Here is a 13,956-nt window from a genome sequence, read left to right as displayed (position 1 = left end):
GCGTCGGCGTTCATCGCGAGCAAGCTCGCTCCTACTTCAGGCGCTTGTCGATCAGCCCTTGCACCACGCTCGGGTCAGCCAGGGTCGAAGTATCACCCAGGCTGTCCAGTTCGTTGCAGGCGATCTTGCGCAGAATGCGCCGCATGATCTTGCCTGAGCGGGTTTTCGGCAAGGCCGGGGCCCACTGGATCAAGTCCGGCTTAGCGAAACTGCCAATTTCCTGGCTGACGAGGGCCAGCAATTCTTTCTTCAGTTCATCGTTGGTTTCGGCGCCGTTCATGGGCGTGACGAAGACGTATATGCCCTGGCCCTTGATGTCGTGGGGGTAACCGACCGCAGCGGCCTCGGCGATGCTCTGGTGTAGCACCAGGGCGCTTTCCACTTCGGCGGTGCCGATACGGTGGCCGGATACGTTGATCACATCGTCGATGCGTCCGGTGATCCAGTAGTCGCCATCTTCATCGCGCCGCGCGCCGTCACCGGTGAAGTAGTAGCCGGGGTAGGGCTTGAAGTAGGTGTCGACCATGCGTTGCGGGTCGCGATAAACGCTGCGGATCTGTGCCGGCCAGCTGGACTTTATGGCCAGTACGCCGCTGCCGGCACCTTTGATTTCCCTGCCTTGCTCGTCGAGCAATACCGGTTGCACGCCGAACATCGGTTGTGTCGCACAACCAGGCTTGATCCGCTGGGCACTGACCAGCGGGCTGAGCATGATGCCGCCGGTTTCGGTCTGCCACCAGGTATCGACGATCGGGCAACGCTCTTCGCCGACTGCATGGAAATACCATTCCCAGGCTTCCGGGTTGATCGGCTCGCCGACCGTGCCGAGTAGCCTGATGCTGGCGCGGGATGTTTGCTTCAACGGTTCGGGGCCTTCGCGCATCAGTGCGCGCAGGGCCGTCGGGGCGGTGTAGAAAATGTTCACCTTGTGCTTGTCGATCACCTGCCAGAAGCGCGAGGTGCTCGGGTAGCTCGGCACACCTTCGAAGATCAGCGTGGTCGCGCCATTGGCCAGCGGACCGTAGACGATGTAGCTGTGGCCAGTGACCCAGCCGACGTCGGCGGTGCACCAGAAGACTTCGCCATCGCGGTAGTCCAGCACGTACTTGAAGGTCATCGCTGCTTGCAGCAGGTAGCCACCGGTGGTGTGCAGCACGCCTTTGGGTTTGCCGGTGCTGCCGGAGGTGTAGAGGATGAACAGCGGGTCTTCGGCGTCCATCGGCTCGGGCGGGCAATCGGCGCTGGCTTCGCGCAGGGCCTGCTGGTACTTGATGTCCCGTCCATCGACCCAGTTCACCTGCCCCTTGGTGCGTTCGACCACCAGCACGGTGCTCACGTCCGGGCAGCTTCGCAGCGCCTTGTCGACGTTCTGCTTGAGTGGCACGACCTTGCCGCCGCGCACGCCTTCGTCCGCGGTAATCACGGTGCGGCAGTCGGCGTCGAGAATACGGTCGCGCAACGAGTCCGGGGAGAAGCCGCCGAACACCACCGAGTGCACCGCGCCGATGCGGGTACAGGCCAGCATGGCGTAGGCCGCCTCGGGAATCATCGGCATGTAGATGCACACGCGGTCGCCTTTTTTCACGCCACGGTTTTTCAGCACGTTGGCCAGGCGGCAGACGTTTTCATGCAGTTTTTTGTAGGTGATCGATGTCGAGTCGGCAGGGTCGTCGCCTTCCCAGATGATGGCAACCTGATCGCTGCGTTTCTCCAGGTGCCGGTCGATGCAGTTGTAGCTGACGTTCAATTGCGCGCCGGCAAACCAGCTGGCTTCACCGGTCTTCAGGTTGTAGCGCTGGACGGTTTCCCAGGGCGCACTCCAGTCGAGAAAACGCGTGGCCTGCTCGGCCCAGAAGGTGCTGGGGTGTTCGACGGATTGGCGGTACATGCGCTGATAGTCGTCTTGACTCAATTGTGCAGCCCGGCGGACGGCATCGGCTTTGGGGAACGTGCTGATATCGAACATGACGGTTCCTTATTCTTGTTTTGCGACAAAGATTAAGATGCGCCGAGAGGTCAATGGGTTCAAGTCAGATGCAAAACAACTGTGGGAGCGGGCTTGCTCGCGAAGAGGCCGGTACATTCAACACCCTTGTTGACTGAACCACCGTCTTCGCGAGCAAGCCCGCTCCCACATTGGATATTCGTTGCCCACAGAGTTTGTACTCAATACACACTCTGTGGGCAGGCTTCAAATCACCCGCGGTGACGACCACGGAAGTAATTGATCAGCCCTTGGGTCGAGGCGTCCTCGGCCGGGGTTTCTTCGCTGCCGACCAGGCGGTTGTAGACACCTTTGCCCAGCTCTTTGCCCAGTTCCACGCCCCACTGGTCGAAGGCATTGATGCCCCAGATCACGCTTTGCACGAAGACTTTGTGTTCGTACATCGCCACCAGAGCGCCGAGGCGACGCGGGCTGATGCGTTCGACCACCAGGGTGTTGCTCGGACGGTTGCCCGGGATCACCTTGTGCGGCGCGAGTTTGTGCACCTCGGCTTCACTCATGCCTTTGTCGCGCAGCTCGGCTTCGGCCTCGCCAAGGGTCTTGCCGAGCATGAGCGCCTGGCTCTGCGACAGACAGTTGGCGTACAGCCACTGGTGGTGGTCGGACACCGGGTTGAAGCTGACGATCGGCACGATGAAGTCGGCCGGGATCAGTTGGGTGCCCTGGTGCAGCAACTGGTGGTAGGCGTGCTGACCGTTGCAGCCAACGCCGCCCCAGATCACCGGCCCGGTGTCGGTGGACACTGGCTTGCCGTCCTGGCGCACGCTCTTGCCGTTGGATTCCATGTCCAGCTGTTGCAGGTGCTTGGTGATGTTACGCAGGTAGTGATCGTACGGCAGGATCGCGTGGCTTTGCGCGCCCCAGAAGTTGCCGTACCACACGCCGAGCAAGGCCAGCAGCACCGGCATGTTCTGTTCGAACGGCGCGCTCTGGAAGTGCTGGTCCATGGTGTAGGCACCGGACAGCAACTCCTTGAAGTTGGACATGCCGATGGCCAGGGCAATCGGCAAACCGATGGCCGACCACAGCGAGTAGCGCCCGCCGACCCAGTCCCACATCGGGAAGATGTTTTCTTCGCGGATGCCGAACGCTACCGCGGCGGCGTTGTTGCTCGATACCGCGATGAAGTGGCGATACAGCTCTGCTTCCGAACCACCCTGGGCCAGATACCAGGCACGGGCAGCCTGGGCGTTCTTCAGGGTTTCGAGGGTGTTGAAGGATTTCGACGAGACGATGAACAGCGTGGTCTCGGCGCGCAGCTTCATGGTCAGTTCGTGGAACTCGCTGCCGTCGATGTTCGCCAGGTAATGGCAACGCACGCCTTTCTGGGCGTAGGACAACAGCGCTTCGGACACCAGCTCAGGGCCGAGGAACGAGCCGCCGATGCCGATGTTCACCACGTCGGTGATTGGCTTCTCGGTGTAACCGCGCCACAGACCATCGTGGATACGGCCGACGAGGTCGGTGATCTGGTTCAGCACCTTGTGCACTTCGGGCATCACGTTGACGCCGTTGACCGACAGCTTGTCGCCAACCGGGCGACGCAGGGCCGTGTGCAAGGCCGGACGGCCTTCGGAAGAGTTGACGATTTCGCCGTCGAACAGCGAATTGATCGCGCCCTTGAGGTCGACTTCGTTGGCCAGGCCCACCAGCAGATTGCGGGTCTCGGCGTTGATCAGGTTTTTCGAATAGTCGAGAAACAGGCCGCAGCTGCTGAGGGTGAATTGAGTAAAACGCTGCGGATCGGCATTGAAGGCTTCGCGCATGCTGAAATCCTGCATGGCTTGGCGGTGGTCATTCAACGCTTGCCAGGCAGGCAGAGCGGTAACGTCGTGAGGAGTGCGGTAATACGCCATCGCTGCGGGTTTCCTTATTACTTGAACGGCCTTTTGAACACTAAAAATCCCGGAGCGCTGTGGGTGGGCGTCCCGGTCAACTGCGTCGACACGATTTCATGGCGCAGGGCGGATACAGTAAACCCCGCGCAATGATCTGTCTTGACTTTGTCTGACCTGTTTCCGGTACTTTTTTAACACCAAAGTTAGGAACGGTCCGACAAACGGAAGAGACAGGACTCGGATCAGGCGACCTGGACCGGAATGGCATTGCTGGTGTGGCTCAATTCATTGCCCGGTGCCATGTAGAGCATGCGCGGCTTGAAGTTGAGCAGTTCGGCTTCGCTGTAATGAGCATAAGCGCAGATGATCACGCGATCGCCAACCTTGGCCTTGTGCGCGGCGGCGCCGTTGACCGAGATCATGCGCGAACCTTCTTCACCACGGATGGCGTAGGTGGTGAAGCGCTCGCCGTTGTCGACGTTGTAGATCTGGATCTGTTCGTACTCACGAATGCCGGACAGGTCCAGCCATTCACCGTCGATGGCGCAGGAGCCTTCGTAATCGAGTACAGCGTGGGTGACTTCGGCGCGATGCAGCTTGGCTTTGAGCATGATGGCGTGCATGAGTATTTCCCAGGTCGGAATCGAACGGCGGGCAGTTTGCCCGAAGGGTTTGTGGGCGGCAATACGGCTTGGAAACCGGCGCAGATCCCCTTGTGGGAGCGAGCCTGCTCGCGATGGCGGTGTATCAGTCAAAATTGTTGTGACTGAACAACCGCTATCGCGAGCAAGCTCGCTCCCACAGGGTTTTTCGGTGTTTAGTTTGGCGCGTCGAGGTTCAGGTGCAGGTTGTCGATCAACCGCGTCGTACCGAGGAACGCCGCCACCAGAATCACCAGGTCACGATCCTGCGCCGTCGCCGGGCGCAAGGTCAGGGCGTGACGGATTTCCAGATAGTCAGGACGCAGGCCGGCTGTTTCGAGCTGTTTGATCTGTGTGCCGATCAGCGACGGGTAGTCGCGTTCACCCTGCTTGATCGCCTCGCCGATCGCTTTCAGCGTGCGGTAGACCACCGGTGCCACAGCGCGTTGCTCTTCGCTGAGGAAACCGTTGCGCGACGACAGTGCCAGGCCATCGGTTGCGCGAACAGTGGGCTCACCGATGATCTGGATCGGCATGTTCAGGTCATGAACCAGCGCGCGAATCACCGCCAGTTGCTGAAAGTCTTTCTCGCCGAAAATCGCCAGGTCCGGCTGGACCATGTTGAACAGCTTGCTGACCACCGTCGCCACGCCTTCGAAGTGACCCGGACGGCTGGCGCCGCACAGGCCTTCGGACAATTGCGGGACACTGACGCGGGTCTGGCCGGCCATGCCGTCGGGGTACATCTCTTCAACAGCGGGGGCAAACAACAGATGGCAGCCGGCCTGGAGGAGTTTTTCCTGGTCGGCGGCGAGGGTGCGCGGGTACTTGTCGAGGTCTTCGCCAGCACCGAATTGCAGCGGGTTGACGAAAACGCTCGCAACCACGAAGTCCGCCCGTTGGGAGGCTTTGGTCACCAGCGCCACGTGGCCGCTGTGCAGGTTGCCCATGGTTGGCACAAAGGCGATACGCTTGCCTTCGCCACGGGCACGGGCCACGGCGGCCCGCAGTTCGCGTACGGTTTTTACGGTGTTCATGCAGAAAATCCGTGTTCGATCCCAGGGAAAGTTGCCGCTTTGACTTCAGTCACGTAGGCATTCAATGCAGCGTCAATGCTGGTCTGGCCAGTCATGAAGTTTTTCACGAATTTCGGCACGCGGCCGGTAATGGACAGCCCCAGCATGTCGTGCAGAACCAGCACCTGGCCATCGGTGCGATTGCCGGCGCCAATACCAATCACCGGAATCTTCACCGCCTGGGTGATTTCTTCCGCCAGTTCGCTCGGGACGCACTCGAGCAGCAGCATTGCCGCGCCAGCCTGCTCCAGGGCGATCGCGTCGGCACGCATCTGCCGCGCCTGGTTTTCATTACGGCCCTGGACCTTGTAGCCGCCAAGGATGTTCACCGACTGCGGCGTCAGGCCCATGTGCGCGCAGACAGGGATGCCGCGCTCGGCCAGCAGGCGGATCGAATCGGCCAGCCACAACGCCCCTTCAACCTTGACCATGTGCGCGCCGGCCTGCATCAACAGGGCGCTGTTGACCATGGCTTGCTCGGTGGTGGCGTAGGCCATGAAAGGCAGGTCGGCGAGGATCAGGGCATCGCTGTTACCGCGTTTGACGGCAGCCACGTGATAAGCCATTTCTGCAGTGGTGACAGGCAAGGTGCTGTCGTGGCCCTGCAAAACCATGCCGAGGGAGTCGCCCACCAGCAGCACTTCGACGCCGGCCTGGTTGCAGGCGTGGGCGAAGGTCGCGTCGTAGCAGGTCAGCATGGTGATTTTTTCACCTTTTTGCTTCAGACCTTGCAGGGTGGTCAGGGTGATGGCTGGCATGAAAAGTTCCTCATTCAGGCGCTGTGGAAACTACTGCGAGTAACGCGCGTGATTCTTCGTTGAATACAGGCGCACGCTCTTTCGTCGTGCTTTTAAGGCCTGGATTGCGCCCTTGAACGCCGTGTAGGCGGCAGCGGGACGCCTATAGTCGTGAGGAGAACGAGGGAAGTCAATTGCGTGTGTTACCGCATTGTTACGGGTGGGGTGTTACCGGGGTAACTGATGCGTTTCAGCAGTCGAAGCTGCGACCAGTGTGGGAGCGGGCTTGCTCGCGAAGGGGGCATCACATTCAACATTTTTGTTGATTGATACACCGCTTTCGTCGGAACGCCGCCCGGAGCAAGCCCGCTCCCACAGGGGGATTTGTGTCACGTCGGGGGCAGGCGTTCCAGGCCGACGAACGGGCATGCCTTGAGCAGTTCGGCCAAGGTCCGGCCATCGGCCAGGCGCATATCCGCAGGTGCCAGTTCCGCCAGCGGATACAGCACGAAGGCCCGTTCCTGCATGTGGTAATGGGGAACCTTGAGGCGCGGTTCGTCGATCAGGCGATCACCGAACAGCAAGATGTCGAGGTCCAGCGTGCGCGGCCCCCAGCGCTCAATGCGCTCGCGACCCTGGCCGTTTTCGATGGCTTGCAAGGCATCGAGCAAGTCCAGCGGCGCCAGCGTACTGTCGAGAGCAGCCACCGCATTGGTGTAGCGCGGTTGTCCGGGGAGCAGCGAGTCGCTTTGATAAAACGCAGAAACCCCGACCAGTTCCGATTGCGGCAACTGCGCCAGCGCCTCGACGGCGCTGCGCAATTGGTCGGCGGGGTCAGCCAGGTTGCTGCCCATGCCGATGTAGATGCGTTCCATGGATTACTCGCCCGTGGTGCTCGAAGCGCCGGCGGCGCGTTTGCGCTTGGAACCACCGCTGCGGCGACGCTTGCGCGGGGCGCCGGTGCCTTCGTCCTTGCCGCTGAGGTCGCGAATCATGTCGCGACGCTCGCTTTCGTTGGCGTCCTGATAGTCCGTCCACCATTCGCCCAGGCCATCGGTCTGCTCGCCGGCGCTTTCGCGTAGCAGCAGGAAGTCGTAGCCGGCGCGGAAACGCGGATTGTCCAGCAACAGATCGGCACGCTTGCCGCTGCGGCGGGGCAGACGTTCCTGCATGTCCCAGATCTCGCGGATCGGCATGGTGAAGCGTTTAGGGATCGCGATGCGCTGGCACTGTTCGGCAATCAGCTCGTGCGCCGCTTCCTGCATCGCCGGAATCGGCGGCATGCCACGCTCCTGCAGGTGCAGGACGCGGGCCGGCAGGGCAGGCCAGAGCAGGGCTGCAAACAGGAATGCCGGGGTTACCGGTTTGTTCTGCTTGATCCGCAGGTCGGTATTGATCAGGGCTTCGCTGATCAGGGTGTGGGTGTACGTCGGGTTGTATTCCAGTGCTTCGGCGCTGGCCGGGAACAGTGGATCGAACAACTGCAGGTCGACGAGCATTTCAAACGTATCGGCGGCATGGCCGGAGAGGAACAGCTTGAGCACCTCTTCGAACAGGCGGGCCGACGGGATCTCGCGCAGCATCGGCGCCAGGCCGCGGATCGGCAAGGCGCTGTGTTTTTCGATGCCGAAGTTCAGCTTGGCGGCGAAACGCACGGCCCGCAGCATCCGTACCGGGTCTTCCTGGTAGCGTTGAGTCGGATCGCCGATCAGGCGGATCAGGTGATTGCGGATGTCGTGTACGCCGTTGGCGTAGTCGAGGATGCGTTCGCTGACCGGATCGTAATACAGGGCATTGATGGTGAAGTCGCGACGTTGCGCGTCTTCTTCCAGGGTGCCGTAGACGTTATCGCGCAAGATGCGCCCGCTTTCGTTGCGCGAAGACTGATTGCTGTCTTCCTCGTCTTCGTTTTGCGGGTGATTGGCGCGGAAGGTCGCGACTTCGATGATTTCGCGACCGAAGTGGATGTGCACCAGTTTGAACCGGCGCCCGATGATTCGCGCGTTACGGAATTCGGCCCGTACCTGCTCGGGTGTGGCGCTGGTGGCAACGTCGAAATCTTTCGGTGTGATACCCAGCAGCATGTCGCGCACGCAACCGCCCACCAGGTAAGCCTGATAACCGGCGTTCTGCAGGCGTTCAACGATATTCACCGCGTAGCGGCTGAATTGCGCCTTCTGCAGCGAGTGTTGACCGCTGTTGAGCACTTCAGGCGTGCTGCGAATGTGTTGCGTAGGACGCTTGGGAGTACGGAATGACTGGAACAGCTTCTTCAGCATGGGATGCACTGTTTGAAGGAATATTCGGCCATAACAGAAGAATGACCGCATGATGGGCGGGGATTCTAGCATTTAGTCGGGGGATGGTGTAGGACACAGCAGATATGAGCTGTAGGCCGCAGGCTTCAAGGCCGGAACGAGTCGATTTGCGGGGATTTGCGAATCGCGGAAACCACAAGGGGAGCCGAAGCTCCCCAAGAAGTAGTTGCATGCTCTATTTTTATTTTTGGTTTCGGGCTTCTTGTTTTTGTTGAGTGCCCTCGCCATGAAGCTTTCCTTCATGACCCTCCCAATCGGGAGCCAAGAGCAAACGGATTGCTTTGGTCGCTGAATTGCAGTGATCTTTCGATCCAACCAGTACAGGCTCTGTCTTAAGACAGTTTTTTGTTGTTCTCGGCCTGGTCGTGGGGCAAGCCCCAAATACAACGCCTCTCCAAAAGAATCAGTTAGCTGCGCCTCTCGCCGTCTTGTTTTTATTGTGCGTGAGTCGATTCGTCTTATTTTTATTGTCTTGTGCATTGCTTGTTATTGTTCTTGTACCAAACATATAGCAGGGTGCGTGCCAACTTTTGCGAAACCCAATAAAACAAGGGGTTAGGCCGGTCGACAGACATTTCGAGGGCCAAAAAAAGCCGGGGCTTCGTTACCGTAAGCCCCGGCTTCTGTTACGTGAAAAAGCTGAGGTAACAGTTTTTTCAGAAAGTCACGTGTTACCCGCACATGAGACAGGTACGGTTCAGCTTTCGCTGGCCACCCCGGTCTTGCGCCGCGGGATGCCCAGGCGCTGACGGCGCTCCCACAGGCATTTGCGGCTGACCCCGAGTTTGCGGGCCAACTCGGTTTCGGTCATGTGGTCCTGATGCTCGAGGACGAAATGCTGGAAGTAGTCTTCCAGGGAGAGGTCTTCGGTCGGTTCGTGGTTGCTGTTACTGGCGTTGCCGTTGCCCTGTTGTGGCGGCAGGCCAATGAACTCGTCGTCTTCCAGGTCGCCCAGTTCGATATCGATGCCCAGCAGCTCGGCGGAAATTTCCGGGCTTTCGCACAGGATAACGGCGCGCTCGACGGCGTTTTCCAGTTCGCGAACGTTGCCCGGCCAGGAGTAGTGACGAATGGCTTGCTCGGCATCCGCGGCGAACTTCAGGTCGGTGCGGTTGATTCGCGCACTTTGCCGCGCCAGGAAGGCGTTGGCGATTTCGTTGATGTCCGCACCGCGTTCGCGCAGGGCTGGCAGTTTCAGCGCGATAACGTGGAGGCGGTAATACAAGTCTTCACGGAACTGGCCGATTTTCGCCAGGCTCTTGAGGTCGCGGTGAGTCGCGGCGATCAGGCGCACATCGACTTTTTGCGACTGTACCGAGCCCACGCGACGAATTTCGCCTTCCTGCAGTACACGCAGCAGGCGAGCCTGGGCTTCCAGTGGCAGTTCGCCGATTTCGTCGAGGAACAAGGTGCCGCCGTCCGCCGCTTCCACCAGACCGGCGCGCCCGGCGCTGGCGCCAGTGAACGCGCCTTTTTCGTGGCCGAACAGTTCGGACTCGATCAGGCTTTCCGGAATGGCCGCGCAGTTCACCGAAATCATCGGCGCCTTGGCGCGTTTTGACAGGTTGTGCAGGGCGCGCGCCACCAGTTCTTTACCGGTACCCGATTCGCCCTGGATCAGAACGTTGGAGTCGGTCGGTGCCACTTTGCGGATCTTGCCGTACAGGTCCTGCATCGGTGGACACGAGCCGATAATGCCGATTTCACCGTTGCTGTTGTCGGTACCGGATTTCGCCGCACCGTTGGTGGCTTTGCCGGCAACCGCTTCACCGCCGGCTTGTACCGTTTGTCGGTCACGCAGGATTCGTGCGGCGGCTTGCAGCATTTCGTCATGGTCGAATGGCTTGGCAATGTAGTCCACCGCGCCCATTTTCATCGAGTCGACCGCCGAGCGCAGGCTGGCATAGCTGGTCATGATCAGCACCGGCGTGCCCTGGGCGAGCTTGATCAACTCCGTGCCAGGAGCGCCCGGCAGGCGCAGGTCACTGATGATCAGGTCGAACGAGGGAATAGTGAAGCGTTCTTGTGCTTCCTGCACTGATCCGGCTTCGCTGACCTGGTACTGGTTACGTTCCAGCAGGCGGCGCAAGGCGGAGCGGATAATGGTTTCGTCTTCGACGATCAAAATGTGCGGCATTGATTCGATACTCTCGACGGTCTCAGTTCACAGCGGACGTCGCTTCGACATGACGCGGCAAGGTAACCCTGATTCGGGTGCCGCGTTGGCTTTGAACATCAGCCGGGCTGTCGATGGTGATTTGTCCATAATGCTCTTCAACGATGGAATAGACCAGTGCAAGGCCCAGACCGGTGCCTTCGCCCGGGTCCTTGGTGGTGAAGAAAGGTTCGAACAATCGGTCCATGATGCTCGACGGAATACCGCTGCCTTCGTCTTCCACGATCAGATCGACCGTGTGTTCGCCGGCTTCGCTCTTGACCCGTACCGCACTGCCGGGAGGCGAGGCGTCACGGGCGTTTGATAGCAGGTTGATCAATACCTGGGCCAGCCGTTGCGGGTCGCCTTCGACCCAGTGTTCGGGGTCGCACAGGTTGTAGAACTGCACTTCGAAATTGCGCCGGTTCAGGGCCAGCAGGCCGATGGCATCCTGAGCCACTTCGGCCAGACAGACGGGCTCGTCGTTGTGCTGATGGCTGCCGGCATGGGCAAAGCTCATCAGCGACTGGACGATGCGCGACACGCGTTTGGTCTGCTCGAGGATCTGGCCGCTGATTTCCTTCAGCTCGCCGTCTTCTTCACGTTCTTCGCGCAGGTTCTGCGCCAGGCACGCGATACCGGTAATCGGGTTGCCGATTTCGTGGGCCACGCCGGCCGCCAGTCGACCGATGCTGGCCAGACGCTCGGAATGCACCAGTTTGTCCTCGAGCATCTGGGTTTCGGTCAAGTCTTCCACCAGCAACACCAAGCCGCTGTTGCCCGGCGCGAGGGGTTCGTCGATCGCCGCTTTGTGCAGGTTCAGCCAGCGTGTCTGGCCGTCGAGGGCCAGATGCTGTTTGTGCAAGTGCTCGTCCGGCAGATTGATGAAGCCTTGCAGCAGTTCTTTCCATGGGTCGGCAATGGTGCTCAGGCGCGAACCGACCACGCGCTGCGCGGCGATGCCGGTGAGTTCCTCCATGGCCTTGTTCCACATGAGGATTTCCTGATCCTTGGCCAGCGAGCAAACGCCCATCGGCAATTCCTGCAGGGTTTGGCGGTGATAGCGGCGCAGGGCATCGAGTTCGGCGGCCAGGCCGGTCAGGCGCGAGTGGTAATCCTCGAGGCGGCTTTCGATGAAGTGAATGTCTTCGGTGACGTAGTTTTCGCCGCCAGCCTTGTACGGCAGGAACGTCTCGACCATGTCCTGGGCCACGCTTGGGCCCATCAGGCCGGAGAGGTTGGCCTCGATGCGGTCACGCAAGCGGCGCAGGGCATAGGGTCGGCGTTCGTCGAAAGGCAGATAGAGATCGCGCAGTGCCTGTTCCACTTCTTTCTGCGCCGCTTTTGCACCCAGTGGCTTGGCCAGTTGTGTGGCGAACTCCTGGGGTGAGGCGGCGTGCAGTTCCCGACGTTGCGGGCGGCGCACGTTATCCACGGCGCAGGCTTCGGCAGCGCTGGCCTCCTCGGTGCTGGCGTTGGTGAACAGCGAGATCAGGGTGAACATCAGTACGTTGGCTGCCAGCGAGGCAATCGCAGCCATGTGCCAACTGGTGTCGTCCAGCACGTAGATCATGTTCAGCAGCGGAATGTAGAAGCCCTGCAGGTTGCCGACCAGTGGTAACAGCATGGTCACCAGCCACACCAGGATCCCCGCCAGCAAGCCGGCGATGAAGCCGCGACGGTTGGCGGTCGGCCAATACAGGACCGAGAGCACGCCCGGCAGGAACTGCAACGTGGCGACGAAAGCGACAATGCCGAGGTTGGCCAGGTCCTGCTCGGCACCGAGCATCAGGTAGAAGCCGTAGCCGGCCATGATGATCGCGACGATCAGCGCCCGGCGGGTCCACTTCAGCCAGCGGTAGATGTTGCCTTCGGCCGGTGGTTGATACAGCGGCAGCACCAGGTGGTTCAAGGCCATCCCGGACAGCGCCAGCGTGGTGACGATGATCAGGCCGCTGGCGGCGGACAGCCCGCCGACATAGGCCAGCAACGCCAAAGCCTTGCTGTTGGCGGCGATGCCGATGCCCAGGGTGAAGTATTCCGGGTTGGTGGTGGCGCCCAGTTTCAGGCCGGCCCAGAGAATCAGCGGCACCGCCAGGCTCATCAGCAGCAGGAACAGCGGCAGGCCCCAGCTCGCGCTGACCAGCGAGCGCGGGTTGAGGTTCTCGGTAAAGGTCATGTGATACATGTGCGGCATCACGATCGCCGAGGCGAAGAACACCAGCAGCAGCGTACGCCACGGGCCTTCCTGCAACGGCGTGTGCAGGGCGGCGAGCGCGGTCTGGTTTTGCAGCAGCCACAGTTCAAGCTGTTGCGGGCCGTCGAACACGCCGTAAAGCGCATACAGCCCGACACCGCCGAGGGCGATCAGCTTGATCACCGACTCGAAGGCAATCGCGAACACCAGGCCTTCATGCTTTTCGCGGGTGGCGATGTGGCGGGAGCCGAAGAAAATCGTGAACAGCGTAATCAGTGCGCAGAAGCTCAGGGCCACGCGATGCTGTACCGGCTCTCGGGTGAGGATACTGATGGAGTCGGCGACTGCCTGAATCTGCAAGGCCAGCAGCGGCAGTACGCCGACCAGCATGAAAATCGTCGTCAGCGCACCGGCCCAGGTACTGCGGAAGCGGAAGGCAAACAGGTCCGCCAGCGACGACAGTTGATAGGTGCGGGTGATCTTCAGGATCGGGTAGAGCAGCACCGGCGCCAACAGAAATGCCCCGGAAACACCCAGGTAGCTGGACAAAAAACCGTAGCCGTACTGATAGGCCAGGCCCACGGTGCCGTAAAACGCCCAGGCGCTGGCGTAGACGCCCAGCGACAGGGTGTAAGTCAGCGGGTGGCGAATGATCGCCCGGGGAATCATGCCCCGTTCGCTGATCCAGGCCACACCGAACAGCACCGCCAGGTACGCGGCGCTGATCAGGATCATCTGGGTCAGGCTAAAGCTCATCGGCATCTTTTTGGCTCTGCAGGATGAAGGTCACGACGATCAGAATCAGCCAGAGCAGATAAGGGCGATACCAGGCGCCAGTGGCGTCGATCCACCAATCCATGATGGCCGGGGAAAACAGGTAAATCCCCACTACCAAAAGCAGGACCAAGCGATAGATGTACATCCCGGCCTCTCTTTTTTTATGCGGGTGCCCGAAAACGTGCGGCGATGGTAACGGATGGGCGCGCCAC

At 60.5% G+C, this 13,956-nt stretch carries 10 protein-coding genes; all 10 read right to left on the bottom strand.

The features are described 5' to 3' along the window. Positions 1-31: 31 nt before the first annotated feature. Positions 32-1,966: an acetate--CoA ligase gene (acs, locus tag KGB28_RS18265; RefSeq protein ID WP_223446854.1), complete on the bottom strand. Its 1,935-nt coding sequence runs from the start codon at positions 1,964-1,966 to the stop codon at positions 32-34. Positions 1,967-2,196: 230 nt separating this feature from the next. Further along, on the bottom strand, positions 2,197-3,861 hold the full coding sequence (gene pgi / locus KGB28_RS18260; protein ID WP_223446852.1) for a glucose-6-phosphate isomerase: 1,665 nt from the start codon (positions 3,859-3,861) through the stop codon (positions 2,197-2,199). A gap of 224 nt (positions 3,862-4,085) precedes the next feature. Continuing rightward, a complete protein-coding gene (gene panD / locus KGB28_RS18255; RefSeq protein ID WP_003228271.1) occupies positions 4,086-4,466 on the bottom strand; it encodes an aspartate 1-decarboxylase in 381 nt (126 codons plus the stop codon). Positions 4,467-4,660: 194 nt separating this feature from the next. Then, on the bottom strand, positions 4,661-5,521 hold the full coding sequence (gene panC / locus KGB28_RS18250) for a pantoate--beta-alanine ligase (RefSeq protein WP_223446850.1): 861 nt from the start codon (positions 5,519-5,521) through the stop codon (positions 4,661-4,663). Beyond that, on the bottom strand, positions 5,518-6,318 hold the full coding sequence (gene panB, locus KGB28_RS18245) for a 3-methyl-2-oxobutanoate hydroxymethyltransferase (protein WP_223446848.1): 801 nt from the start codon (positions 6,316-6,318) through the stop codon (positions 5,518-5,520). Before panB ends, panC begins: the two co-directional genes overlap by 4 nt. Before the next feature lie 368 nt (positions 6,319-6,686). Then, positions 6,687-7,172: a 2-amino-4-hydroxy-6-hydroxymethyldihydropteridine diphosphokinase gene (gene folK / locus KGB28_RS18240; RefSeq protein ID WP_223446846.1), complete on the bottom strand. Its 486-nt coding sequence runs from the start codon at positions 7,170-7,172 to the stop codon at positions 6,687-6,689. A gap of 3 nt (positions 7,173-7,175) precedes the next feature. Next, complete coding sequence (locus KGB28_RS18235) at positions 7,176-8,576, bottom strand: polynucleotide adenylyltransferase PcnB (RefSeq protein WP_223446844.1); 1,401 nt, start codon at positions 8,574-8,576, stop codon at positions 7,176-7,178. 736 nt (positions 8,577-9,312) lie between these two features. Continuing rightward, the gene (locus tag KGB28_RS18230) at positions 9,313-10,752 is read right to left on the bottom strand and encodes a sigma-54-dependent transcriptional regulator (protein WP_223446842.1); all 1,440 of its coding nucleotides are present in this window, start codon (positions 10,750-10,752) and stop codon (positions 9,313-9,315) included. Between the two features lie 22 nt (positions 10,753-10,774). Beyond that, positions 10,775-13,729, bottom strand: a complete 2,955-nt coding sequence (locus tag KGB28_RS18225) for a sensor histidine kinase (protein ID WP_223446840.1) — start codon at positions 13,727-13,729, stop codon at positions 10,775-10,777. Next, positions 13,713-13,889, bottom strand: coding sequence for a hypothetical protein (locus tag KGB28_RS18220; protein WP_003176118.1), 177 nt, complete (start codon positions 13,887-13,889; stop codon positions 13,713-13,715). The genes KGB28_RS18225 and KGB28_RS18220 overlap by 17 nt, the downstream gene beginning before the upstream one ends. Positions 13,890-13,956 lie beyond the last annotated feature (67 nt).

This window comes from Pseudomonas sp. BF-R-19 (assembly GCF_019956445.1).
In the GTDB taxonomy this organism is placed as follows: Bacteria; Pseudomonadota; Gammaproteobacteria; order Pseudomonadales; family Pseudomonadaceae; genus Aquipseudomonas; species Aquipseudomonas fluorescens_BH.
Note: the sequence above shows the minus strand (reverse complement) of the source record. Positions and strands in the feature narration are given on the sequence as shown.

Excerpts from the sequence above, each read along its gene's own strand:
- folK (WP_223446846.1), bottom strand. The coding sequence starts at position 7,172 with ATGGAACGCATCTACATCGGCATGGGCAGCAACCTGGCTGACCCCGCC.
- pgi (WP_223446852.1), bottom strand. The coding sequence starts at position 3,861 with ATGGCGTATTACCGCACTCCTCACGACGTTACCGCTCTGCCTGCCTGG.
- KGB28_RS18235 (WP_223446844.1), bottom strand. The coding sequence starts at position 8,576 with ATGCTGAAGAAGCTGTTCCAGTCATTCCGTACTCCCAAGCGTCCTACG.
- acs (WP_223446854.1), bottom strand. The coding sequence starts at position 1,966 with ATGTTCGATATCAGCACGTTCCCCAAAGCCGATGCCGTCCGCCGGGCT.
- panD (WP_003228271.1), bottom strand. The coding sequence starts at position 4,466 with ATGCACGCCATCATGCTCAAAGCCAAGCTGCATCGCGCCGAAGTCACC.
- panB (WP_223446848.1), bottom strand. The coding sequence starts at position 6,318 with ATGCCAGCCATCACCCTGACCACCCTGCAAGGTCTGAAGCAAAAAGGT.
- KGB28_RS18220 (WP_003176118.1), bottom strand. The coding sequence starts at position 13,889 with ATGTACATCTATCGCTTGGTCCTGCTTTTGGTAGTGGGGATTTACCTG.
- panC (WP_223446850.1), bottom strand. The coding sequence starts at position 5,521 with ATGAACACCGTAAAAACCGTACGCGAACTGCGGGCCGCCGTGGCCCGT.
- KGB28_RS18230 (WP_223446842.1), bottom strand. The coding sequence starts at position 10,752 with ATGCCGCACATTTTGATCGTCGAAGACGAAACCATTATCCGCTCCGCC.
- KGB28_RS18225 (WP_223446840.1), bottom strand. The coding sequence starts at position 13,729 with ATGCCGATGAGCTTTAGCCTGACCCAGATGATCCTGATCAGCGCCGCG.